The organism is Agromyces sp. NSFZ, from assembly GCF_056156205.1.
The window spans coordinates 462,908-486,112 of record NZ_CM149585.1 but is presented as its reverse complement, the minus strand read 5'-3'; the positions used below and the strand labels follow the sequence as shown (position 1 = coordinate 486,112).

Here is a 23,205-nt window from a genome sequence, read left to right as displayed (position 1 = left end):
GTTCGAGCTCGCGTAGAGCTCACGGCGTGAATCCGAAAGTCACGCGCGACTGGGCGACCGCCACAAGATGCTCACGATTCCAGGGCGACACGGAGGACATCCCACCGTGATGCATGAGTCAGCTCACGTGGACAACGCGCAAGCCCGCCCACCCGCGCGAGAATCTCAGATGTTGAAGATCAGCTCGGCAGCAGCCCCAACAAGGATCGAGCGCCCGGCGGGTGACCCGCCGCGTTTGAGTACTCCACCTTGAACTGCCGTTCGGATCGAATGGTCCGTCCTTCAGATCCCCTTCGCCAGCGCTGGCGACCTGAACGATGTTGCGAAAGCGATTATCGGCGGGCGTCAATGCGACAAAGGATCCTTTGGCGAATAGGGGCGTTCAGGTTTACCTGCTCCGCAACAGCACGAAGCTCGTATCCACCCTCAATCAACTCACTCACGTGGTCGCACAGCCAGTCAGGTACCCAGCCGATAGGACGCCCCTCTGCGGCGTCCAGCAGTACAGCGCGCGGATTCGCCGGATTGGCGGGCTCTCGGCGGAGGCCCAGCTGGTCGCCAACTTGAAGTCGGTCTGCCAAAGCGGTTGCTCCGTCAATATGGCTGATGCCGGAAACAAAGAACCGGCTGGTGAACTGCTCGGCGGCAGCCAGCGGGGACTCCACAATGTGGAAGGTGTCAGTCGCTCGTCCACCACCCGAGCGGACAAGCACCTCCATCGGTACATCATCGGCAGAGATCTCTGCGAGGCCAAGGCGGTCTAGATACTCCCGATAGGAAGCGCGGTCCGCAGACATGACACGGTTTGCGAAGAAGGCAGGCAAAGCATCGGAGACATAGCTTCTCGCGAGGTCTGGGAACTCGTCGAGCGGGTAAAATCCGTCTTCGTCTCGGGCTCCGTCAAGGTAACTGAACACAAACCGCCCGCTCTCAAGCTGGTTCAGTTGAGCGACTGGCGAGAGACGCCGGGTCTGCGGGTTGCGCCAGACGAGGAGCAGCCTCCGAGCGACATGGTTGGTCGCGGTAGTGCGGCCACGCTCATCAAGTTGGGTACTCATCGAGCAACCTCCTTTGATTCACGGTCATCAGCTCGAGCACGAACTTACGAGCACCCTCTGACATTACTTCTTCCGGTATGACGCCCACGATAGCCTCCAGCCGCTGAAAATCCGCCCCGGCCAGGACGGCGCGCCAGTGGTCGCGGGCTTCGTTCGAGGACGCCTCGAGCGCCTCCTTTGCGAGCGTCACGAGTCCAGGCCGTCCGGCGAAGTGGTGGCTGCGGCCTCTCGCGGCCCACGCCTCGAGCTCATTGCGATGAGCCAGACATCGCTCGCGCTTCTCGTCCGTTTCCTGAAAGCCCAGGGCATTCCCGTGGTCAAACGACGGCGCCAGGAAGCGATGACCAGCTACGTTGACGATGCCCCAGTTCTCATGGTGGCGATCGCGTCCAGCCACCAGGGCGTCCATCGTCAGGTATCCCGTCCACACATCGAAGCCGGTCAAAAGCTCGAGGTCAGGGCGATCGAACGGCGCCGATGTCCCCGCAAGCGCTCGGTGAACTGCCGTGACTGAGTAGCCGGCGTTCTCACGCCGGGCGCTTGGATCGTACTCAGGGAATCGCTCGACAAGTAACTCATTGCCGTGGACCAAGCGGCCAGTCGGGGGAACGACGCTCTTCGACAAGATCCCTCGACGTCCCTCGAAAGTCGCCGGACGAACCTCGGCCGTCGGGATTCCCAGCTCACGAGCAACCATGTGAACCAACCACTCAGCCCAGTCTTCACCGAGGGTGCGGCCGTCGATCTCCCGGGCCAGCTTGAAGAGCCATGCACTGCCGTCGTCGGGGTTCGCGATCCAGAACTTCTCCTTCGTGCCGAGCGGTTCGTCGGTGGCGTCGTCGAGGTTCGCGGACTCAACCTCGACCGGCTCCCAAGTCGGGAAACGAACTGACGTAGGACTCATCAGCACGACAATAGCCCGCCACCATCAACCAACTGGCCCCGCTCAGTGCGACCCACATCTTCGCCCGCAGCGACGGCGGCGCAATAGGGGTCTGCTGCACGGATAGGTGTCATCTTGACCTGACCCACCTGATGGGTTCCAGTCTCGGTCGCTAACTGGCGGCGCGGATGGTGTTGTCGTTGAGTCTTTCGTACTCGGTCGGGGTGCGGTAGCCGAGGGCGGAATGCCGGCGTTGTCGATTGTGGAAGATCTCGATGTACTCGAAGATCGCGTTCGCAAGCTCGACCCTGGTCTTCCACTTCCTCCGGTTGAGCAGCTCAATCTGCATGGACGACCAGAAGCTCTCCATCATGGCGTTGTCGAGCCCGTCGCCGACTGTGCCGAACGAGGGCAGGAGGCCTGCGGAGCGGATCTTCTCGCCGAAGACCCAGGAGGTGAATTGCGTGCCGTGATCCGCGTGCACCACACCGCCAGGTTCCGGCTTGCGATTGCGGATGGCCATGTCGAGCGCGTTCACGACGAGGGTCGAGTCCTGCTTCGAGTCGATCGACCAGCCCACGATCCGACGGCTGTAGGCGTCGAGGACGGCCGCGCAGTAGAGCCAGCCTTCTCGCGTCCGGTGCTGCGTGATGTCCGTGACCCAGAGTTCGTTCGGACGCACCCGGTGGAACTCTCGATTCACGAGATCGTCGGCGGTGACCACCCCTCGCAGCCGCTTCGTGCGCACCGGGCCGGGAAGCCCGTAGATGCCGGCCAGGTGCATCAGCTTGAACACCGTCCGGGCGCACACGGTCACTCCCATTGCCATGGTCAGCTCGGCATGCACGCGCCGGTACCCGTAGGTGCCGCGCGAGGCGACGTGGACCTCGCGGATCAGCCCGGTCAGCCACTGCCGCCGCAGCTCGGACTGCGTCATCGGTTTCCGCTTGTGCTTGTAGTAGTTCTGCCTGGCGATCCCGAGGATCTGGCAGCACCGGTCGATGGGGACCCCGGCGTCGGCGAGACGATCGATCACCGGGTAGAACCTTTTGGGCGGGGACTCTCCTCATCGAGGAACTTCGCCGCCTGCCGCACGATCGCCAACTCGGTCTCGAGCTCGCGGATACGCCGCCTGGCGGCACGCAACTCCGCGGACTCCGACGTCGAAACGCCGGGCCTTCGCCCGTTATCGATGTCGTCCTGACGGATCCAGGTCGACAACGTGACCGGGTGGATGCCGAGCTCGACCGCGGTCTGCTTGGCCTGCTTCCCGGACCGCACCAGCGCAACAGCGCGAACACGAAACTCCGGCGGATAGGGACGTGGCATGAGGATGAGCCTCTCGGATCAGGCCACCACTTAGCCACCGAAACTGGAACCCAATCCGTGGGTCAGGTCAACCTGTCACCTATCCGTGCAGCAGACCCAGCTATGGGACGCGCCCTCTCGGTGACCGCTGGCTCCGGCGTTGCCATTCGCCCCGACCTGTCACTTGCGATCCACATGGTCAAGTCATGGGCGCGGGCGGGAAGTCGCCGGCCCGGAGGGGTGTTCAAATCGAGTTCGTGCATGTTTAATTTACGATAGTTAAGGACTGCTCGAGAACAGAGGAACCGCGTGAACGCACGGATTGAGGCCGAAACTCGCCCAGTGGAGTTTGCAGTCGAGGGGGACGTCATTCGCGGGACTCTGCGCATTCCTGGCACCGCGAAGCATGCCCTGGCCGGCGTGGTGCTCGCTCACGGCTGGTCAATGGTCGCGGAGGGCGACCTGCAGTACTACGCCAGTGAGATCACGTCGCGAGGAATCGCCACGCTGACCTTCGACTTCCGCGGCTTGGGAAGGAGTGAGGGAAAGCCCAGGCAGGAGATAGACCCGTGGAAGCAGGTCGAAGATTTCCGATCCGCCGTGAGCTTCCTTGTCAACCAAACGGAGATCGACAGGAATCGAGTCGGCGTCTGGGGAACCAGCTATTCGGGCGGCCACGCCCTGGTGCTCGGCGCCGTCGATCGTCGCGTGAAGGCTGTCGTCAGTCAGGTTCCGACGATCAGCGGCTACCAGGCGGGTCTGCGGCGCAGCTCGGGTGCTCAATACCTTGCGATGACGGATGAGCTGGAAGCCGATCGGGAGAACCGGTTCGTGACTGGTGAGATCCGGACGCTTCAAACCATCGCGCTCGACCCCGACGCCCCGGCGGCATATCCGCAACCGGAATCGTTCGCCTACATGTCGACCGAGGGGGCGGCTTGTCCGTCCTGGCGTAACTTCGTCACGCTTCGGTCTCTGGAGTTAGCTCGTCAGTACGAGCCGGGATCCTTCATCGAGCGGATCTCCCCGAGGCCGCTCTTGATGATCGTGGCCGACCACGATGCCGTCACCCCCGTTGACCTCCAGCTTGCGGCCTACAATCGGGCGCTCGCGCCGAAGGAACTGCTCCTTGTGCCAGGCGATCACTATTCGGTCTACACCGCGCACCGCGAGCGTGTCGCCGCCGCTGCCGCGGATTGGTTCGCCCGGCACCTCACAGCCGCTCCCTGAGCACGAGCGACAGACCGGCCATCGCGACCGTCCGTGCCATCCGCGTCCACCCGCAGCGCGGATTCGATGGCCAAGACGATTCATCCGCCGTTCAGCTCAGGCGGACTGTAAGGCCTTCGCAGTTGCGGTGGCGGTCGGAGAGCATCCAGACGGGTTCGCCGACGACCTCGATGTTCTCGTAGCGCTCAGCGATTACGTCGAGGATCGCGCGCACCTCGATGCGCGCGATAGCCTGCCCTGCGCAAGCATGGGTGCCGGAGCCGAAGGCGATTGCCATGCTCGCGGCCGGCGGGCGAGTCCAGTCGAAACCATCAGGGTTGCGGAATACCTCTGGATCGCGAACTGCAGAACCGAGCAGGAACCGCACCATTGTTCCGGGCTGGATAGTGACGCCGCGGATCTCCACGGGTTCCGTAGCGTATCGGTCGACCAGTACCTCCGGCAGCGCGCGCCGGAACACCTCGTTGATGATCGCGGTCCTTGCCTCGGGGTTCTCGCGGTACTCCTTCCACGCCTCGGGGGTGGTGGCGAAGTCGGCGAGCGCTGACGCGATCACGTAACCGGGGTTGTGCGCAGCTGACCCCCAGAGAATCTGAATGGATTCCTTGAGTTCGCGCTCTGAGAGCCCACCCTCATCCGTGATCTTGATCATCTCGTCGAGCAGCTGCCCGTCGCCGGGGTTCTTCCTCTTCTGCTTGATGAGCTGTTCGGCTTGGAACAACATGTAGCCGAATCCCTCGCGCGCGCGGGTCTTCTCGTCGTCTGTCGGGTTCCATCCCAAGGAATCCATAGTCTGGTTTGTTGCGTAAACGTAGGACATGCCATCTTCGCGCGGGATGCCGAGCGCCGCCGCCATGGCGTCCGCTGCCGGCTGAACACCGAGCTTGCTGTGTGCCTCGATGGTGCCGGCGGGTCCGATCTGGTCGAGGGCCTCGCGAGCCGTCTGGGCAGCAACTTCTCCCATCGCCTTCCCCTTCACGGGCGTCAGCCACTTGCGAAACGACTTGTGGATTCGGGAGTGGCGTTCGCCCTCCGTCAGCAGCACCGAATTGAGGTTGGCGGCCCAGGGGCTATCGCCGATTCCGTCAGGGGAAACGGCGACGAACGAGGGGTTCTTGAGGTGCTCGGTGACGTCGTCATAGCGCGAGATGACGACGGTCCCGTCCTCGAGCTGGAGCACCGGGAACTGCTCCCGGACGCGCGCGTACCAAGGCCACGGCGCCTTGATGAACTCCGGATCCCGCCAGGGAAGCAGATCTTCGCCCGGAGCCGCAGTAGAAGCAGTGGCTGTCGCTTTGGTCGTCATGGTGTCTCCATTCAATAGAGCGAGTTGTGGGTCAAGAACCTCGGGACCAGATCAGCTTCAGCGGCAGACTGACGTAGTGACGCGAGAAGTCGGTGTTGTCCATTTCGAACGGGCCGGCGCACTCGATGTGGCTGGCACGAGATGCGACTGTGTCGAAGATCGCTCGTGCCTGCGCTCGTGCGTATCCTTGTCCTGCGCAGGTGTGCGGCCCCAGTCCGAATGACAGATTGCGGCTTCGTTCTTGCGGACGGCGGTAGTCGAAGTGGTGCGGGTCATCGAACACTTCGGGATCGCGGTTCGCCGCACCGATGACGAATCGGATCCGGGATCCCGCGGGGATTTCGACACCCCGGATCGTGACGTCTTCGAGCGTGGTGCGGTAGAAGCTGAGTTCAGGCAGGTCGAACCGAACCATCTCGTTGATGATCGCGTCGCGCAGATCCTCGTTCTCCCGGTATGCCTGATATACGTCCGGCATCTCGGCGAACGCACGGAGCCCCGCTGCGATGAGATATCCGACATCCATGTGTCCGAGGCTGTAGAGCATGAGCAGCGTCGCGCGCATCTGCTCCTTGGTCATGCGCCCATCGTTCTCTGCCGCAAGCAGTGCCTCGGCGAGCCCTCCCTCGGATTTCTCTCCGAGGTTCGCCAAGAACGTGTCCACACGCCGCTCGAGTCTGGCGAACCCATCAGTCGCCATGTCGATGGTGCCTGGCCGAGGGAGCGCGGCAAGCATCGGCATCGTCCGGCTCATCTCGGACATCACCTCATTCGCGTCCGCATCATCCAAGCCCAGCACCCTGCACATCGTGCGGTGCGTCGGTAGCACTGCGAGTTCGCGCCACCCGTCGATGAGGCCACCGTCGCTCTCACCGAGGATCTCATCCGTCACCGAAGCGGTCGTCCTCACCCACTCCCGAACCGCCTTGGGTGCGAACCACTTCGTGGTCACCCGACGCAATTGGGTGTGGAGAGGCGGATCGCTGCCGATAATGGTCGAGCTCGCTACCGACCAGGGACCGGCTGCGTCCCAACCGGGTTCTACGGACATGCATTCCATCGGGCCGAACTCCATGATGTCGGCGTACCGGGAGACGACGTAGGTTCCGGACTCCTCGAGCAGCACCGGCGCTTCGGCTTGCGCGCGAGTGTACCAGCGGTGCGGATCCTGCTCGAACTCAGGGTCGTCCCACGGGAAGTACTCGTACGCGGACAGCGCGCCACCCCCTGACGGGAGCGGCTCGAACCGCTGATACGAGATACCCCCGAAGCGGTAATCCGCACGGACGTTCTGCTCCATCAACGCTTCTTCGTTCGTCACAGCTCCTCCTTGAGCTCTGTGGTCGCAATCGCGGGTAGTGACCGGATGGTGTGGGCAGGTACAGGCATCGCCTCAGGCGGCCGTGAGCCCCTTCACGTACGCCTTGAGGTCGAACTCGCGATCGCGAGCTTGATCCATGGTGATGCCCTCATCGCTCTCGAGCAGCTTGCGTGCGGCGACATGGTCAGCCGGCGAGTTCACCGACTCGACGGCGACCAGCTTGCCGTCACGGAAGAGGAATTGGCTGAACTTGCCCTGAGTCCGACTGCCGCGTTCGATCAAGACATCGCTTGGGTCAGCCAGACCCGCGATCTGCAACTTCACGGGACCCTGATTCGACCAGAACCACGGTGCTGTGTCGTACTTGGTAGGAGTTCCAGCGATCGTCCGCGCTACCGTTTTGGCCATGTCGGTCGCGTTCTGCATCGACTCCAAACGCAGATCGCCGCCGAAGTGCCGCGACGGAAAGACCGCGCAATCGCCGATGGCGTAGACATGCGGGTGGCTCGTGCGAAGGTACTCATCCACGAGCACCCCTCGGTCACACTTGATGCCCGCCGCTGACGCGAGCGCTTCGTCGACGATGACCCCTAAGCCGACCACTACGAAATCGCAGGGGTAGGAGGCTCCGGAGGTTCCCACCACGGAGGTCACCTGTCCATGCTCGCCCACGAAGTGGTCGAGCCCTTCGTCGAAGTGCAGCTTCACCCCGAGGTCCCCATGCAACTGGGAGAAGTAGCCCGACATCGACGGGCTCAGCACACGCTGCATCGGACGCTGAGCGAAGTCGATGACGGTGACATCGAGCCCCCGTAGTGCGGCGACCGCGGCGAATTCGAGACCGATGAACCCGGCGCCGATGATGACGACCCGACCGTGATCTTCATCGAGCTGCGCGCGCAGCGCCTGCGCGTCATCCACCGTACGCAGGTAGCTGATCCCGGCCAGATCGCTGCCATCACAGGTGGCGCGACGGGCTATGGAACCTGTGGCGATGATCAGATCGCCAAAGGAAACGGACTCCTGATTGCCTAGCCGCACCGTGGGAGCGGCAGGGTCGATCGCCTCAACGCGCACTCCCAGGCGCAGGTCGATGTCGTGGTCACCGTAGAAGTTGGCACCGCGCAGCGGCATTGGCGCGGGGTCGGTGTCCTTCATATAGTCCTTCGACAGCGGGGGGCGCTGATACGGCAGATGCGGAGCTTCGTCTAGAAGCACGATTCGCCCCGAGTAGCCCTCGATCCGCAACGATTCGGCAGCCTGAACGCCTGCGTGGCCGGCGCCGATGATAACTGCAGTCATGGTCCTGGCTGCCTGTCAATTCTGGGTAGCGGGCACGTCGACCTCGAGTTGGTCGAAGTCTCGTCCGGCAACGAGCTGGCAACCGAGCCGCGAGTTGGCTCGGCGCTCCTCAGTGGTGCACTCGAGCATCTCGTCCTCGTCTTCACCGACCTCAGGCAGTTCGGCGCCGTCCCGCACGTAGACATGGCACGTGGCGCACATTGCCTGCCCGCCGCACTCGCCGATGATGCCATCGACGCTGTTGACAAGCGCGGTGCGCATCACCGAAGTGCCGTGCGGCGCCTCGACGGTAATGACGGTGCCGTCCGCGTGATGGTAGGTGATCTCGGACATCATTGTCTCCCTGAGCGTCGTTGCCATGGAACTTATTTAACATTAATCAAGCAAGGTCGTCAAATGCGGGCAATTCATGCCCGCCCAGACGACGGACTAGTCGATTTCCCAATATTCGAGGTATTCGGAGGCCTCACCCTCGGGGTTTGGTCCATAGATGCCGAGCATCCGCGCGTAGACCGGAGCCCAGTACCTCCCTTTCGAACCAGCGGGCACCCGCAATGTGTCTCCAGGTCGTCCAATCACTTCGAATCCACCGGCCTCGATATGGAGTTCGCCGTCGAGCACGTACGCGAGTTCGTCGTGAGGATGCAGGTCGGCGAAGCCAGCGCGATCGAGCTCCCACTCGGAGATGGCATAGTCTCGCCATCCGCCAGACTGGGGTGACACCACCCATCGAGCCTTCATGCGCGGATATTGCTCGGAAACGGGTAGCAGTTCACCCGCTCCGAGGAAATCAGGGCGGAGGGCGGAACGCTTCTTCATTGCCATCTCGAAGTCCTCACATTCTCGAGTCGCAACGGGCTCAGGTCAGAACCACGGTGTGCTCACCGGCCAGGAACACGCGATCCTCAGCGTGGAGCCGAACGGCCCTGGAGAGCACCGAGCGCTCAACGTCCCGACCGATCACCGCAAGCTGTTCCGCACTGCTTCGATGGTCAACGCGCACCACGTCCTGCTCGATGATGGGCCCTTCGTCGAGGTCCGCAGTGACATAGTGCGCGGTAGCACCGATGAGCTTCACGCCGCGCCGATGCGCTTGGTGGTACGGCTTCGCACCCTTGAAGCTCGGCAGGAACGAATGATGGATGTTGATGATTCGACCGGAGTACCTGGCGCAGAACTCATCCGAAAGGATCTGCATGTATCTCGCCAGGACGATGAAATCTATTGAGTACTGCTGTGCGAGGTCGAGTAGCCGTTGCTCTGCAGACCGTTTGGTCCTAGGTGTGACGGGGATGTGAGCGAACGGAATCCCGGCGCGTTCCGCTTCGTCGCGGAGGAGCTCATGGTTTGAGACGATCACCGAGATGTCGACGGGTAGTTCCGCGCGCCGATGCCGATACAGCAGGTCGTCGAGGCAATGGTCGAGTTGGGACACCATGATAAGCGCCCGACGTCGATCACTGGCCGCGCGAAGCTGGATGACCGGATCGAAAGCGGACACGCGGGTCACGATCGCCTCCCTCATCGATTCCCTCGCGAGCGGAGCTTCGAACTCGACGCGGACGCTGAATGATCCACTGTCTGCGTCGGCGAATTGAGCGCTCTCCAAGATATTGCCGCCCTGCGCGGCAATCCCCCCCGACAGGGCGTGGATGATCCCTGGTTGGTCTGCGGCGGTCAACCGCACGATGTACCTGTCCATGGTCACGACCTCACGCGCAGACGCTCGGGATCGAATACGGGAGACTTGCGCACCGTACCGATCGCGAGGCCGTGAGGGCCCGCGATGTCGAGTTCCGTCCCCGTGCGGGCAAGCGCCGTTTCGATTCGAGCAAGTGCCAGGGTCTTGCCGTCGAGCACTGGAGAGGCGACAGCCATGGTGATTCGGCCGACCGATCTTCCAGCGACGAGCAGAGCTCGCCCGTCCAGCCCTTCAGGCGCCAGGTCGGTCACAACGCTGACCAAACGGGTTGGCGCACTGTCCTTCTTGGCCATCAAAGCGTCCCGCCCCTGAAATGCCGGCTTCTCGAGGTCCAGAGTCCAGCCCAAGCTGCACTCGAACGGCAGCGTCGCGCGGTCGTACTCGTAACCGCCCATGACGAAGCCGGCCTCGGTACGAGCAACGAGGATGGCGGTCATCCCCATCATCTGAACCCCGAGGTCGGTCTGCGCCAATATCGCGTCCCAGAGCAGTTCGGCGTGCTCAACCGAGACCATCACTTCATACCCGAGTTCAGCCGTGAAGCCTAGCCGCAGAATCGTTGCAGGCACCCCGACCACGTTCACCTGGGTCAGCGACCCGTAGTAGGGAAGCGCTCCGTTCGAGACGTCGGCGTCCGTCAATCGCTGCAGCAGCTCACGACTGAGCGGACCCTGAAGCGACGCTACGGCGAACTCGCTGCGCCGATCCGTCACGGTTGTGCCCGGCGGTACAGCGTTCTCGAGCTGCTGCTGGGTCAGCATGTCGCCTCCGAGCATGACGACTTGATCGTCGGAGAACTTCACGACCGTGACATCCTCGATCATCATTCCGTCGGCATCCACGACGACGCCATACGCGACGCGACCCAGCGGGAGAGCGGCGACGTCACGCGAGAACACGGCGTCGACAGCGCCCACCGCTGCAGGGCCCTCGACATACCACTTGCGGATGGTCGAGTACTCCAGGGCGACAACCCCGCCGCGCAGTGCCGCGTATTCAGCTTCGGGGTCTCCGTAATCCCGAGCAAACGGCATCCCGAACGAGTCGTCCCACTCCTCAACGCGACCGGCGAACCTCGCTGTCGTCGGAGCGGGTTCGAGTCCCACCGGCATCGGCATTGATTCCACCTTCCAATCGGGGGCGCCCGTGAACTCAGGGCGCAGGGTCATTCGCTCTCCGCACGAATGGTGGCGACTCTAGCAAGAACTGAATGAATGTGCATTCAATATCTTGAGACACTTGACATGACTCACTTATTGAATGTCAAATAAGTCCGCGAGACGGAGTCGGGCGGCTTGCTCGTAGCAGGCTGCGCGTCCCGCTCGTCGAGCGAGAATGCCGCAATCGGTGTGGTACTCCGCGCAAGTCTCGACAAGAAAGTGAGCGTCAACGATGACGAGCCACGGTCCTAGGAATGAGTCCACGATCGAAGCCCCGCCAGACTCCGGGCGACCCAACATACATCTGTCCGGGAAGATGGGCGGCGTCTCCTTGGCCCTGACCGTTCTCGCGTTCTCCGCTCCACTCTCGGTCGTCAGCGGATTCATCCCAGTGACCATCATCTTCGGCGGAGAGGGCGCCCCATTCGGCTTCATCCTCGCCACCGTGATCCTGCTCTTCTTCAGCATCGGGTACGTCACGATGACAAAGAGAGTCGACAAGCCGGGAGCCTTCTATGCCTTCGTCAGCAGGGGGATGGGCAAGTCCATGGGACTTGGCACCGCCTTCCTCGCAGTCGTCTCGTATCTCCTCGTTCATGTCGGCAACCTGGCATGGTTCGGTATCGCCGTCTCGGCCGCTATCGAGAGTTTCGGCGGTCCGGCGTCCCCTTGGTACGTATGGTCACTGACGGGATGGGCAGCGATCTCGATCCTCGGATACTTCAACATCGAGTTGTCGGCAAAGGTACTGAGCGTCGTCATGGGCTTGGAAGTGGCGTTGATCGCCATCTTCAGCTTCTTCACCCTCGCCAAGGGCGGCGCGGACGGGCTCTCTGCCGCACCGCTGCTGCCGAGCGAATTCCTGAAGGGGGATATCGGCATCACCCTGCTTTTCGCGATCCTCGTTTTCATGGGCTTCGAGGCCACGGCGCTGTTCCGGGATGAGGTTCGCAATCCCACCAGGACCATTCCGCGCGCCACCTACGGGGCCGTCCTGTTCGTCGGCATCCTGTACACCCTCGCCTGCTACGCACTGATCACCGCTTTCGGTGCAGAAGCCGTTGACGTGGCGACCGCGTCGCCCACCGAGATGTTCCCGATGGCTATCGATCAGTACGTCGCTTCCGTCTTCGTCCAGATCGCACTTGTGCTCGTCTCAACGTCGGCGATTGCGGCGGCGCTTTCCATCCACAACGTGATCTCGCGATACGTCTACAACCTGGGATACGACCGAGCGCTGCCACATTCGCTCGCCCGAGTCCACACCAAACATCACTCCCCGCACGTCGCCTCGACCACGGTGGCCGTGGTCACCGGCGCACTCATCGCGCTCATCGCCGTGCTCGCCCTTGATGAGGGGTTGCTCTACGCTCAGTTGATCGGCATGGGCTCCGTGGGCGTGCTGTCCCTCATGGCACTCGTCTCGGTGGCGGTCATCGCGTGGTTCGTCGTGCGTCGAGGAACGTACCCCGACAATGCGTTCAAGACGTATGTCGCCCCAGCGATTGCGGCCATGACGCTCGTCGCCGTCGTCATACTCGCTACGGTCAATTTCCACCAACTCGTGGGTGGCGAGCCCGGCCAATACACGTGGCTGCTCCTTCCGCTGCCGGCTGCTTTGCTGGCAGGCGTCACGCTCGCCCTTTACTACCGTCGCGAAAAGCCTGAACGCTTCGAGCACCTAGGCCGGTCAGAGGCCACGCCAGAGCGCGTCGAGGAGCCATCGGATCCCCACGAGGAACTCACTGCCGGTCGTTAGGAGGGTCCTGATGCGATGCCAAGAGGCGTCGCTCGGAATCAGGCGGGGCAGTTGCTGTCGACGCGTCGGACGATAGCAACTGCCCCATTTCGTTCGCCGCATCCGGATCGACACCCTCGATTCTCAGCACAAGATCCTCAAAATCCTTGGCCGGCGTGTTCTGGCACACGCTGGCGACAGGTTCAGAGCTGAGCGCGCCAGTCTCGTTCGGCTGGCAAGCGGCAAGAGATCCGGCTGCCTCTGTCCCTTTGCCGATGAAGCCGGCCAAAACAACTTGACACAGAAAATGAATTGATGTTAAGTAACTACTTAACGTGCATTCAATGGCGAACACACGAAAGGTGAAGAAATGACCGAAACGGCTGCCCCCTCTCAGGCGGGGGGCACGGTCCAGCGGGCCCCCGAGCGCTTGTCCGGACACATGAACACGTTCAAGCTGGTGCTCGCGGTTCTCGCGTTCTCCTCGCCCTTGGTTTCCATGGCCGGCTACTTTTCGCTGACCATCGGCGTCAACGGGATTACAGCACCCCTTGCCTTCGTGGTCATCACCGGCGCCCTGCTGATCTTCACGGTTGGCTACATGGCCATGACCCGCCGCATGCGCCGGCCGGGCGCCTACTACGCCTACATCACCACCGGTCTCGGCCGGCCTGCCGGACTCGGGAGCGCGTACGTGGCGACCCTCTCCTATCTGGCCATCCTGATCGGGGTGTACTGCTTCGCCGGCATCGTGATCCAAGGCCTCGTCGCACGATTCATCGGAACTGAGATCGCTTGGTGGGCGGGGTCCCTCGTGTGCCTGGTCCTGATCGGCGTGCTCGGCTACTTCAACATCGACGTCTCGGTCAGGGTATTGGTCTGGGTCATGGTGCTCGAGGTCGTGCTGGTTCTCATCTTCGACCTCGCCGTACTGTTCCAGGGAGGATCGGAGGGTCTCCAGCTCGGCTCGTTCAATGTGGCCGAGTTCACCGGCGCCGAAGCCTGGGTGGGCTTCCTCTTCGCAATTCTCGTGTTCATCGGGTTCGAAGCCACGGTGCTCTACCGGGACGAAGTCAAGGACCCCGACCGCACCATCCCCCGCGCGACCTACATCTCGGTGCTCCTCATCGGTGGTCTCTACGTGTTCTCGGTGTGGATGCTGGCGTCCGCGTTCGGTGCGAACGCGCAGGAGGTCGCGAACGGGAACCTCGCCGAGATGTTCACGATGGGTGCGACGCAGTTCATCGGTGCTTGGTTTGCAGACGTGGTCAACCTCCTCCTGATCACTGCCCTCATTGCATCCCTGCTTTCCATCCACAACGCCTCGACGCGCTACATCTTCAATCTGGGTACTGACAGTGGCCTGCCGAAGTTCTTGGGGGCCGTGCACCCCAGGTTCCGCTCCCCGTATCGCGCCTCACTGGCGAGCACCATCATTGGCGCGATCGTCGTAGTGGCTTTCACAATCATCGGCAGCGACCCCGGCTTCACCTATGCAGCGATGGCCGGCCTCGGCAGCACGGGCATCATCATCCTGATGGTGTTGGTGAGCGTCGCGGTGCTCGTCTGGTTCCGACGCAATCCCAAGGAACCCGGCGAGAACGTCTGGAAGACGCTGATCGCCCCGCTAATCTCCACCGTCTTCCTCCTGGCCCTCACCATCTATGCGCTGACGAATTTCGAACTCGTAGTCGGCGGCGCTGAAGGCGAGCTCGACTGGCTGCTCTTGCTTCTCGCGGTGCCCCTGATCGCGGGCCTGATCGTCGCTCCGATTCTGAAGTCTCGTCGCCCCGCTCAGTACGCCCGAATCGGCGGATACGACCGCGACCCCGCGAGTGAGTGAGAACGCCGCGACTCTGTAAATCCAACACCCCACAGGAGCTTTCTATGCAGTCCAATGCAGTGCAATACCGCAGCACAATGCGAAGGATCGGTTCGAGTGTCACGTTCGCACTCGCTCTCGTGCTCGCCGCCTCCGGATGCGCCACGGTCGACTCCACCGCCGGCGAGGCGGATCGAGATCAGAATCGGAACGACATCCGGTCAACGCTGAACTGGCGGGCATCCGACCTTGGCCAGACCGCAGCGTCGTTGAATGACGGCTCGCTCTCGCTCGATCTCGGCGATGCAGAGCTGAGCATCACCACGCCGGACGAACTGAACATCGCATTCTTCAACGCCGCAATGAACACGACTTATACCCAGGCGATGTCCAAGGGCGTGGAGGACATGGCGAAGGAGCTTGGAGCCAAGGTCACCCAGTTCGAGGCCGGGTGGGATGCCAACAAGCAGCTCTCCCAGATCGAGAATGCCATCGAAGGCGGCAAGTTCAACGCCTTCGTGGTGTATGCGGCGGAGGGCGCAACGGTGTGTAACGCCCTCACCGTAGATGCGCCCGCAGCCGACATCGCAGTCGTCCCCGTGATCACACCGCTCTGCGGAAAGACGCTGGCGACGGGCATGGATCTAGTCGCTCCTGGCTCGGTCAGCACCATCATGGGCGGCGGAACCGTCGAGTACTACCAATTGTGGGCGGATTTCGTGAGCTCACAGGTCACCCAGCCCACCAAGGTCGTCTACATCGCTGGTCCCAGTGCTCAGGACGTCGTCATCGCAGCTGAGGAGGCTGTTCGAAACGCCGCCGCCGAGAACCCGAACTTCGAATTGCTCGATGTGTACTACGCCGACTATTCGGGTGATTCAGCCCTCAAGGAAACGCAGAACGCCCTGGTCACTCACCCCGATACGCAGGTCATCCTCTCCCACTTCTCCACGATCACGATCGGTGTACTGAGTGCGCTCGCGGATGCGAACCGCGACGAGGTGGTCGTCTACGACTTGGGTGGCGATCAGACCGTCAAGCAGCCGATCGTGGATGGCAAGGTCACCGCGAGCGTGCCCTACTTCCCGTACACCACCGGAGCATGCAGCGTGGACATTCTGAGCTCGGCGTTCGGAGGCGAGACGGTGCCGAAGCTCGTACTCAGCGAGTGCGGAAGAGGCGACCAACCGACGAGTACGCAGTCGAATGTCGTCATCGATCAGGGCAGCGTGAACGACTTCCCATTCGAGTACTGACGAAATATGGAGGAGACTCTTGGGCCCGCGACGGGCGCCGCTGTGAAGTTCGCGAATGTCAGCAAGACATACGGAAGCTTCTACGCCCTGCGCGGGCTCGAGGTCGAGTTCGAACCTGGACGCATTCACGCACTCGTCGGGCAGAACGGTGCGGGGAAATCCACCTGCCTCGGCTTGCTCTCTGGCCGTATCATCCCGAGCGAGGGCAGCTTCTCGGTACTGAGCCGTGAGTTCCAGCGCGGACTGGACGCTCGCTCGGCGACTGAGGCCGGCGTCGCCACGGTATACCAGGAGCTCTCGCTCTTCCCCGAGATGACCGCTATCGAGAACGTCTTCATCGGGCAACTCGGCTCACCCTTCGGATTCGTGGACTGGGAGCGGCTGAAGCCGCGGTATCTCGAGCTGTGTGCCAGGCTTCGCGTGCAGATCGACCCCGGAACCCGGGTCGGCTCACTGTCGCTGGCGAACCAACAGATGCTCGAGATCATGCGCGGGCTGGCGCTGGATAGCCGGATTCTCCTGCTGGATGAGCCGACCGCCGTTCTGGCACCTGACGAGCGGACCTCGCTCTTCAACACCATTCGCGAACTGCGCGACAGCGGGGTCACCGTCATCTTCGTCAGCCACTACCTCGACGAAGTGCTCTCGATCTCAGACACCGTCACCGTGTTCCGTAACGGCGAGTTGATCCGGAAGGCGCCGGTCGAACAGTGGTCGGAGACCTCGCTCGTCCAGGCGATGCTCGGCGAGGAGGCCGCTCAGTTGGCGTACGCAGCGAGCACGCACTCCGTGACCGCCAGCACCGTGGATCGCGAACCACTCCTCGAAGTGACTGATCTCAATGTCGGGAGACTGGTCGACGTCAGCATCACCGTCAACAGAGGCGAAATCGTCGGCATTGGCGGGCTGGTCGGTTCAGGACGTTCGACGCTCCTCCGCGCACTCGCCGGTGCTCAGCCCGTCCGCAGCGGCACCCTTACGATCGGTGATCGAGTGGTCGCCCCTCCCGAGAACCCGAGACAAGCTTGGCACTTGGGCGTCGGTTACATTCCCGAGGAGCGCAAGTCCGACGGGTTGGCACTCGAACGCTCCTCAACCGACAACATCATCGTGGGTGATCTTCGGCAGGTCTCCCGTCTGGGTTGGATACACGGCCCCTCAGTCCGTCGCCTCGTCGATCGGATGGCCGAGCGGTTCGGAATTCCCGCACGTCTGCTCGGGCTTCCGGTCGGTCACCTCTCCGGCGGGAACCAACAGAAAATCTTGTTCGCGCGGTGGGGGTTGCGCTCCCCAAAACTGCTTCTCGCAGATGAATCGACCCGCGGAGTCGATATCGGCGCAAAGGGCCAGATCATGCACATGCTCCGGGAGATGGCGGATGCAGGAATGGGCGTCGTCTTCGTTTCCAGTGACCTCGAGGAAGTGGCAGCAGTCAGTGACCGCATCTACGTCCTCAGGCAGGGGCGGATCGCCGGGCAGCTGAACGCCAGCTCCCGCCCGACTCAGGACGACATCCTGAAACTCGCCTTCGGAATAGGACAGGACTCATGACAACTAGTGCAATCCAAGCACCGGGGACCGGAAAGAAGGTCTCGCAACTGGCGATGAAGTACGGGATGGTGATCCTGCTCCTCGTCCTCGTCGTCGCAGCGCAGATCTCCTACCCCACATTCCTGAGCCCCATGAACCTCCAGAACACGATCACGCAGAATGCGAGCATGGCGATCATCGCGATCGGCATGACGCTGGTGATCATCGGCGGCGGATTCGACCTCTCGGTCGCCGGCACCTTCGGGATGAGCTCGGTCGCCTACGCGATGCTGTACATGGCCGGGCTGCCCGTTATCGCAGCGATCCTCATCGCCCTGCTGATCGGCCTTCTTGCGGGCGTGTTCAACGGCCTGGTGATTACCAAGCTCCAGGTGAATGCGTTCATCGCCACATTGGCGAGTGCGTCGATCTTCCTTGGTGCCGCAGCTCTGGTATCCGGGATGCGCCCGATCATCGTTCCTGCGAGCCCGCAGTTCAACCTGCTCGGCGCCGGACGCATCGGGCCTGTCTCAATCTCGTTTCTCGTCGTCGTCGTACTCTTCCTCATCGGTGGGCTGGCACTCGCCAGGTCGACGTACGGCCGTCAGCTCTACGCCACCGGTGGGAATCGGGAAGCAGCACGTCTCGCTGGACTTCCGGTCGATCGCATCACCATCGCCTCCTACGTCATCACCGGATTCCTCGCATCATTCGCCGCCGTGATTCTCGCCTCGAAGCTCTCCGTGGGCGATTCCAGCCAGGCTCCGAGCGTCGCATTGGACGCGATCACCGCGGTCGTTCTCGGCGGTACGTCGCTGTACGGCGGAACTGGCGCGATGTGGCGAACGGCTATCGGGGTCGGGATCCTTGCCACGATGAACAACCTGTTCTCCTCGCTGGCGCTGCCGTCCCCTGCCCAGGATCTGATCAAGGGTCTCGTGCTGATCGCCGCCGTATCATTCGAAGTCGTCGTTCGGAAGCGAACCAGGGCCTCCTGAACCAGTCGTTACAAAGAAGTCCATCCATCGACAGCACAGGAGCAGGGAACACTATGCAATCGAACGCCGCGCCTCGCCTGAAAGGACGCAACGCTATCGTGACTGGAGCGGGCCAGGGGATCGGCCGCTCAATTGCACTCCGGCTCGCCGCCGAAGGAGCTCACGTCACGTTGGTCGGTAGAACGCTCGCTCCACTCCAGGAGACGGCCGCCAAGATCTCCGCGGCCGGTGCCGGCTCGGAGATTGCCACGGTGGACATCTCCGCCGAGGCCGAGGTCGACGGGCTCGTCGATTCTGTGGCGGAGCAACGAGGAAGCATCGACGTGCTCGTCAACAACGCTGCGATTTTCGACGAGCCTCCCTTCCTTGAATCCACATCAGAGGCGTTCCGCAATACGTTTGAAACCAACGTGATCGGCACGTTCGTCATGTCGCGGGGAGCGGCGCGACACATGGTCCGGTCCGGCAAGGGATCAATCGTGCACATCTCATCCGTCGATGCCTTCGGCGCAGACGGCCCCTACCCGGCGTACAACGCCAGCAAGGCGGCGGTCTCGGCACTTGCACGAGCGATGACGCTCGAGCTTGCTCCGCTCGGCGTTCGCGTGAATACGGTCGCTCCCGGATTCGTGAATACCGACATGCTGCACAAGACGTCCACCCCGAACGTACTCCGCCACATGCTGAACGACTTCTCGAGGGTCCCGCTGCGCCGCGTCGTCGAGCCGGAGGAGATCGCGGCCGCGGTCGCGTTCCTCGCGTCCGATGATGCATCGGCGGTTTCCGGCATCGACTTGGTCGTAGACGGCGGTGTGACCTCCAACCTCTATATCTACGAGACGCTCCCCGAGCCCGCTATCCCGCTCGGCTCATGACAGCAGAAGGGCGTGCGCGACCAGCGCACGCCCTTCCTGCGAAGTACGGACGGACCGACATACGACCCGCTAGTCGGGCTGGTCTGGACGCCTCAGCTTCGCAAGCTCCGATAGGACCTCAGGCACAATAAGAAACAGATCGCCGACTATGCCGAAGTCCGCGACGTCGAAGATGGGCGCTTCGGGGTCGCTATTGATGGCGACGATCGTCTGAGACGACTGCATACCTGCCAGGTGCTGGCTCGCCCCGGAGATTCCGAGCGCGACGTACAGCTCCGGGGCCACCTGCACTCCGGTCTGTCCTACTTGATACGACTGTGGCACCCAGCCGGCGTCGACGATGACCCGCGAGGCCCCAACCGCGGCACCCAGCGCGTCGGCGAACTGCTCGACGAGCTGGAAGTTCTCCTTCTCACCCAGGCCGAATCCCCCGGAGACCACCTTCTTCGCCCACCGCAATTCGGGGCGTTCGCCGCCCTCGGGGAGCGCGCTGATGGACACCACCTCGCCGACGCGTCTGCCCGACGGGGCCGGTTCAAGCGGAATCACATTCACAGGGCACGGCTCAGCCCGCGCATCGCTGATGCCCGGACGTATGGTGATGACCGGTGCGCCAGACGTTGACGCGGTGTCCACCCGGTATGCACCGCCGAAGGCCGTGTTGTGGGCAATGACACCGAGCGCATCCCGGCCCACCGCCACGGCATCCACAATCAGCGGCGAGCCGGTTCGCACCGCGAACCTCGCAGCACTCTCCCGACCCTCGACCGAGTGCGATACGAGGGTCGCTTCGGGCTGCACCAGCGCCGCCGACGCTATGAGCGCATCGACGACCTCGCCGCCCACCGCATTTCCGTACCTAGAGCCACTCCCGGTGCGATCCACATGAAGAACCGAACACGCGCCCAGCGCTGAGGCCGCCTCGGCTGCGGCTCGGTCACCAACGACGAGCGCTGTCGGAGGTCCGACCTGTGCCGCAGCCCCGAGCAATTCGGCCGATGATTTCGCTAAGCTCCCGTCGGGGGCGAGGTCCAGCAGCACGAGAATTGAGTCAGCACCGTTCACGTTTTCTCTCCCTCGGCAGAACTGCACGTCAGGCCAACTGGCGCTTCAACAAGAACGCGGCAAACTCGGTAGCCACAGCGCCTTCTCGCCCCGTTTCGGCGAAGAGCTTCACGCCGCCGGCTCGCTGTGGTCCCTCGGCTACACCGGTCATGATGACACGCGGCACGCTGGAATCCTGGAGGATGATGCCCAGATCCGCGAGCGTGAGCGTTTCGCGCGGCTTCTTCCTCGCAGCGGTGATGCCCGTGAAGCTCGGGTATCGGGCATCGGGCAGTCGTTCAGTTACCGAAACGATGGCGGGCAACGTTGCCATCACTTGGAGGGTTGCGCTGTCCGAGACCCGGGTACCTGAGACGCGTTCCGATTCGATCGCGACGCTTGCAAGATTCGCCAGCAACGGAATGTCGAGCAGCTCTGCGATCATGGCCGGCAGCACACCGCTCATGCCATCGGTGGACTGGTTCCCCGCAATGATGAGGTCGAATCCGATGTTGCGCAGAGCAGTCGTGATCACATTCGCCGTATCGTGCAGATCCGCGCCGCGGAGCCCGTCATCCGCAACATGCACGGCCGAGCCGGCCCCGAGCGCGAGACATCGAATGGCAGCGGTAGCCCCACTCGGAGCCATCATCAGCACCGATACCTCTACATTCTCAGCCGAGTCGGCATACGACAGTGCCACCTCGAGTGCGCGCTCGCAGATCTCATCAGTGACTGACTCGGAGGCGCGGCGCTCCACCAGACCGGTCTCGAGACTGAGCTTTCGCTCGTCCGAGGTGTCCGGGACTTCCTTCACCAGCACCACGATCTTCACCGGGTCTCCCGCCCTTCGGTCTCTCGGGCCCCGCATTGGTTGCCGAGGCGGTGTTTGATCAGATGGGGTTGCGAGCCGCCGTCAACCAGCCACCGTCGATGACCATCGCCGATCCGTGAATGAAGTCGGCGTCGTCGCTCGCAAGGTAGGCCGCGAGCTTTGCGATTTCCTCGGGTTCGCACCAGCGTCCGGCCGGTGTGCGCAGGATCTCGGCGTCGCTGTCGGGCAGCGTATCGGAGCCGCCTTCCGGCATCGTCAGGCCGGTGCGGGTGGCTCCGGGGCAAATGGCGTTGACGCGAATCCCGCGGCGCCCGTAGTCGAAGGTGAGCTGGCGAGTGAGCCCGAGCACCCCGTGCTTGGCGGCAGTGTACGCAGTCCCGCCGCCCGCTGCACTGAATGAGGAGAGGCTGGCGGTGTTGATGATCGCGCCCTTGCCCTGATTGAGCATGATGGGAATGACCTCGCGCGCCATGAGGAACGGGCCGGTGAGGTTCACGGCGATGTTGAGATTCCACTCCTCGATCGGGATTTCGTGCGCCGGGCGAAAACTATCGATGATACCCGCGTTGTTGCAGAGCACGTCGATGTGGCCGGCCCAATCAAGGACGAACGCGATGGCCTGCGAAACTGATTCCGGTTTGCTGATGTCCACTCGGACGGCAACTGCGTCGTCGAGTCCCTCTACGGCTGCCTGTGCGTTTGCGAAATTGATGTCGAGTGCCGCAACCTTCGCCCCCTTTGCAGCGAACTCCTTCACCATTGCGCGGCCCATACCCGAGCCGCCGCCGGTGACGACAACTGTCTTGTCTTCGAAAGACATGCTCGTTCCCTCCTATCCGTGGTCAGTCATGTAACTGCTCAGTGGTCGTTTCGGCGCCGGTAGTGAGCACCACCCGGCCGACCACCGATCGATCAGCGAGTCGCTGCAGCGCTCCCCCATAGCCGGCGAAGTCGCCGCCCGAGACCGTGACCGGTCGCACATGGCCTTGCTCGATCATCTGCATGAGGTGCTTCCACGCCGCTTGGCTCTCCGTGGTCTCGAAGATCATCCGGGCCGATTCCACGCCACGTACGTCGATGTTGTTGAGCAACAGGCGGTTGACCTTCACAGTCGGGATTTCGCCTGACGCGAATCCGACGACCATCAGTCGTCCGAGCGGAGCCAACACGCGAAGCAGGTTGGTGACGTCTCCTCCGACCATGTCGACAGCGACGTCGACTCCACGGCCATCGGTGATCGCCTTCACGCCGGCGGGCAAGTGATCGGGAAGCACGCTGAAGTCAGCTCCCGCGGCTTCGACGACTGCCTTCCTGGCCTCACCCGAAACCAGTGCAATCACGCGACAACCCATGCCCTTCGCCACTTGGATGGTGGCCAATCCGACCCCGCCCGAGGCCCCGGTCACCAGGATCCAATCGCCGGCTTTGACCTCACCTCTCGTGATCAGGGCGTAATAGGCCGTCAGGTAATTCATCGGGATTGAAGCTGCGGTCTCCAGGTCGAGCGAATCTGGCAGAGGGAACAAGAGTTCCCCGGGTACCGAGATCACCTCGGCCGCAGCTCCGTAACTCACGCAGCCGGCCACGCGTTGCCCGGGCGCGAAGGCGGATTCGTTGCCCACTTCAAGCACTACGCCACTGAAGTCAGAACCGGGACTGAAGGGCAGTTCGGGCCTGACTTGGTACTGCCCGCGCGAGAGCAGCAGGTCGGGGAATGCCGGCGCGACGGCGTGCACCTTAACGAGCACCTCGTTCTCGCCTCGCACGGGCGGCGCAAGCTGCCCGACCTCGAAGGCCTCGGGACCGTCGAGCCGCGAAATGGTCACCGCTCGCAATG

Annotated in this window: 20 protein-coding genes and 1 pseudogene; 7 read left to right on the top strand and 14 right to left on the bottom strand. The window is 62.8% G+C overall.

All coding sequences use genetic code 11. The features are described from left to right. Window positions 1–332: 332 nt before the first annotated feature. The 3 genes and pseudogenes from ACVFI9_RS02320 to ACVFI9_RS02310 all read right to left on the bottom strand — a co-directional run bounded on the left by ACVFI9_RS02320 (window position 333) and on the right by ACVFI9_RS02310 (window position 3,270). Window positions 333–1,058, bottom strand: coding sequence for an HIRAN domain-containing protein (locus ACVFI9_RS02320; protein ID WP_474764428.1), 726 nt, complete (start codon window positions 1,056–1,058; stop codon window positions 333–335). Then, window positions 1,042–1,962, bottom strand: a complete 921-nt coding sequence (locus ACVFI9_RS02315) for a HipA domain-containing protein (RefSeq protein ID WP_474764427.1) — start codon at window positions 1,960–1,962, stop codon at window positions 1,042–1,044. Before ACVFI9_RS02315 ends, ACVFI9_RS02320 begins: the two co-directional genes overlap by 17 nt. 151 nt (window positions 1,963–2,113) lie before the next feature. Continuing rightward, a pseudogene (locus ACVFI9_RS02310) lies at window positions 2,114–3,270 on the bottom strand (IS3 family transposase). A 321-nt stretch (window positions 3,271–3,591) separates the two neighbouring features. Here ACVFI9_RS02310 and ACVFI9_RS02305 point away from each other — a divergent pair. Continuing rightward, complete coding sequence (locus ACVFI9_RS02305; RefSeq protein WP_474764426.1) at window positions 3,592–4,479, top strand: alpha/beta hydrolase; 888 nt, start codon at window positions 3,592–3,594, stop codon at window positions 4,477–4,479. A gap of 91 nt (window positions 4,480–4,570) precedes the next feature. Here the strand turns inward: ACVFI9_RS02305 and ACVFI9_RS02300 are convergent, their stop codons facing one another. The 7 genes from ACVFI9_RS02300 to ACVFI9_RS02270 form a co-directional block, all read right to left on the bottom strand. Further along, entirely contained in the window at window positions 4,571–5,785 is a 1,215-nt protein-coding gene (locus ACVFI9_RS02300) for a cytochrome P450 (protein WP_474764425.1), read from the bottom strand. Window positions 5,786–5,816: 31 nt separating this feature from the next. After that, the gene (locus ACVFI9_RS02295; RefSeq protein WP_474764424.1) at window positions 5,817–7,106 is read right to left on the bottom strand and encodes a cytochrome P450; all 1,290 of its coding nucleotides are present in this window, start codon (window positions 7,104–7,106) and stop codon (window positions 5,817–5,819) included. Window positions 7,107–7,178: 72 nt separating this feature from the next. Next, on the bottom strand, window positions 7,179–8,408 hold the full coding sequence (locus ACVFI9_RS02290) for an NAD(P)/FAD-dependent oxidoreductase (protein WP_474764423.1): 1,230 nt from the start codon (window positions 8,406–8,408) through the stop codon (window positions 7,179–7,181). A 15-nt stretch (window positions 8,409–8,423) separates the two neighbouring features. Continuing rightward, window positions 8,424–8,768 (bottom strand): 2Fe-2S iron-sulfur cluster-binding protein, encoded by a 345-nt coding sequence (locus ACVFI9_RS02285; RefSeq protein ID WP_474764422.1) that lies wholly within the window; start codon window positions 8,766–8,768, stop codon window positions 8,424–8,426. A gap of 69 nt (window positions 8,769–8,837) precedes the next feature. Then, window positions 8,838–9,233 carry a cupin domain-containing protein gene (locus tag ACVFI9_RS02280; RefSeq protein ID WP_474764421.1) on the bottom strand — a complete coding sequence of 132 codons (396 nt, stop codon included), beginning with the start codon at window positions 9,231–9,233 and terminating at the stop codon, window positions 8,838–8,840. Window positions 9,234–9,267: 34 nt separating this feature from the next. After that, complete coding sequence (gene purU, locus ACVFI9_RS02275; RefSeq protein WP_474764420.1) at window positions 9,268–10,110, bottom strand: formyltetrahydrofolate deformylase; 843 nt, start codon at window positions 10,108–10,110, stop codon at window positions 9,268–9,270. 2 nt (window positions 10,111–10,112) lie between these two features. Next, on the bottom strand, window positions 10,113–11,279 hold the full coding sequence (locus tag ACVFI9_RS02270; RefSeq protein ID WP_474764419.1) for an aminomethyl transferase family protein: 1,167 nt from the start codon (window positions 11,277–11,279) through the stop codon (window positions 10,113–10,115). Between the two features lie 382 nt (window positions 11,280–11,661). Here ACVFI9_RS02270 and ACVFI9_RS02265 point away from each other — a divergent pair, with 382 nt between their 5' ends. The 6 genes from ACVFI9_RS02265 to ACVFI9_RS02240 all read left to right on the top strand — a co-directional run bounded on the left by ACVFI9_RS02265 (window position 11,662) and on the right by ACVFI9_RS02240 (window position 19,489). Beyond that, window positions 11,662–13,029: an APC family permease gene (locus ACVFI9_RS02265; RefSeq protein WP_474764418.1), complete on the top strand. Its 1,368-nt coding sequence runs from the start codon at window positions 11,662–11,664 to the stop codon at window positions 13,027–13,029. A gap of 349 nt (window positions 13,030–13,378) precedes the next feature. Continuing rightward, a complete protein-coding gene (locus ACVFI9_RS02260; RefSeq protein ID WP_474764417.1) occupies window positions 13,379–14,851 on the top strand; it encodes an APC family permease in 1,473 nt (490 codons plus the stop codon). Window positions 14,852–14,895: 44 nt separating this feature from the next. Next, window positions 14,896–16,086 carry a sugar ABC transporter substrate-binding protein gene (locus tag ACVFI9_RS02255; protein ID WP_474764416.1) on the top strand — a complete coding sequence of 397 codons (1,191 nt, stop codon included), beginning with the start codon at window positions 14,896–14,898 and terminating at the stop codon, window positions 16,084–16,086. Window positions 16,087–16,128: 42 nt separating this feature from the next. Continuing rightward, window positions 16,129–17,637, top strand: coding sequence for a sugar ABC transporter ATP-binding protein (locus ACVFI9_RS02250; RefSeq protein ID WP_474764415.1), 1,509 nt, complete (start codon window positions 16,129–16,131; stop codon window positions 17,635–17,637). Continuing rightward, window positions 17,634–18,614: an ABC transporter permease gene (locus tag ACVFI9_RS02245; RefSeq protein WP_474764414.1), complete on the top strand. Its 981-nt coding sequence runs from the start codon at window positions 17,634–17,636 to the stop codon at window positions 18,612–18,614. Before ACVFI9_RS02250 ends, ACVFI9_RS02245 begins: the two co-directional genes overlap by 4 nt. A gap of 53 nt (window positions 18,615–18,667) precedes the next feature. Further along, window positions 18,668–19,489, top strand: a complete 822-nt coding sequence (locus tag ACVFI9_RS02240) for an SDR family NAD(P)-dependent oxidoreductase (protein WP_474764413.1) — start codon at window positions 18,668–18,670, stop codon at window positions 19,487–19,489. A gap of 69 nt (window positions 19,490–19,558) precedes the next feature. On the opposite strand, the gene ACVFI9_RS02235 is transcribed toward ACVFI9_RS02240, so the two are convergent. Genes ACVFI9_RS02235 through ACVFI9_RS02220 form a run of 4 tightly spaced genes read right to left on the bottom strand, consistent with a single transcriptional unit; the run spans window position 19,559 to window position 23,194 of the window. Beyond that, a complete protein-coding gene (locus ACVFI9_RS02235) occupies window positions 19,559–20,554 on the bottom strand; it encodes an electron transfer flavoprotein subunit alpha/FixB family protein (RefSeq protein ID WP_474764412.1) in 996 nt (331 codons plus the stop codon). 28 nt (window positions 20,555–20,582) lie between these two features. Continuing rightward, window positions 20,583–21,368, bottom strand: coding sequence for an electron transfer flavoprotein subunit beta/FixA family protein (locus ACVFI9_RS02230; protein WP_474764411.1), 786 nt, complete (start codon window positions 21,366–21,368; stop codon window positions 20,583–20,585). A gap of 58 nt (window positions 21,369–21,426) precedes the next feature. After that, entirely contained in the window at window positions 21,427–22,188 is a 762-nt protein-coding gene (locus tag ACVFI9_RS02225) for an SDR family NAD(P)-dependent oxidoreductase (protein WP_474764410.1), read from the bottom strand. A 22-nt stretch (window positions 22,189–22,210) separates the two neighbouring features. Continuing rightward, the gene (locus ACVFI9_RS02220) at window positions 22,211–23,194 is read right to left on the bottom strand and encodes an NADPH:quinone oxidoreductase family protein (RefSeq protein ID WP_474764409.1); all 984 of its coding nucleotides are present in this window, start codon (window positions 23,192–23,194) and stop codon (window positions 22,211–22,213) included. Window positions 23,195–23,205 lie beyond the last annotated feature (11 nt).

Excerpts from the sequence above, each read along its gene's own strand:
- ACVFI9_RS02320 (WP_474764428.1), bottom strand. The coding sequence starts at position 1,058 with ATGAGTACCCAACTTGATGAGCGTGGCCGCACTACCGCGACCAACCAT.
- ACVFI9_RS02315 (WP_474764427.1), bottom strand. The coding sequence starts at position 1,962 with ATGAGTCCTACGTCAGTTCGTTTCCCGACTTGGGAGCCGGTCGAGGTT.
- ACVFI9_RS02300 (WP_474764425.1), bottom strand. The coding sequence starts at position 5,785 with ATGACGACCAAAGCGACAGCCACTGCTTCTACTGCGGCTCCGGGCGAA.
- ACVFI9_RS02290 (WP_474764423.1), bottom strand. The coding sequence starts at position 8,408 with ATGACTGCAGTTATCATCGGCGCCGGCCACGCAGGCGTTCAGGCTGCC.
- ACVFI9_RS02285 (WP_474764422.1), bottom strand. The coding sequence starts at position 8,768 with ATGGCAACGACGCTCAGGGAGACAATGATGTCCGAGATCACCTACCAT.
- ACVFI9_RS02280 (WP_474764421.1), bottom strand. The coding sequence starts at position 9,233 with ATGGCAATGAAGAAGCGTTCCGCCCTCCGCCCTGATTTCCTCGGAGCG.
- purU (WP_474764420.1), bottom strand. The coding sequence starts at position 10,110 with ATGGACAGGTACATCGTGCGGTTGACCGCCGCAGACCAACCAGGGATC.
- ACVFI9_RS02270 (WP_474764419.1), bottom strand. The coding sequence starts at position 11,279 with ATGACCCTGCGCCCTGAGTTCACGGGCGCCCCCGATTGGAAGGTGGAA.
- ACVFI9_RS02260 (WP_474764417.1), top strand. The coding sequence starts at position 13,379 with ATGACCGAAACGGCTGCCCCCTCTCAGGCGGGGGGCACGGTCCAGCGG.
- ACVFI9_RS02255 (WP_474764416.1), top strand. The coding sequence starts at position 14,896 with ATGCAGTCCAATGCAGTGCAATACCGCAGCACAATGCGAAGGATCGGT.
- ACVFI9_RS02245 (WP_474764414.1), top strand. The coding sequence starts at position 17,634 with ATGACAACTAGTGCAATCCAAGCACCGGGGACCGGAAAGAAGGTCTCG.
- ACVFI9_RS02240 (WP_474764413.1), top strand. The coding sequence starts at position 18,668 with ATGCAATCGAACGCCGCGCCTCGCCTGAAAGGACGCAACGCTATCGTG.
- ACVFI9_RS02225 (WP_474764410.1), bottom strand. The coding sequence starts at position 22,188 with ATGTCTTTCGAAGACAAGACAGTTGTCGTCACCGGCGGCGGCTCGGGT.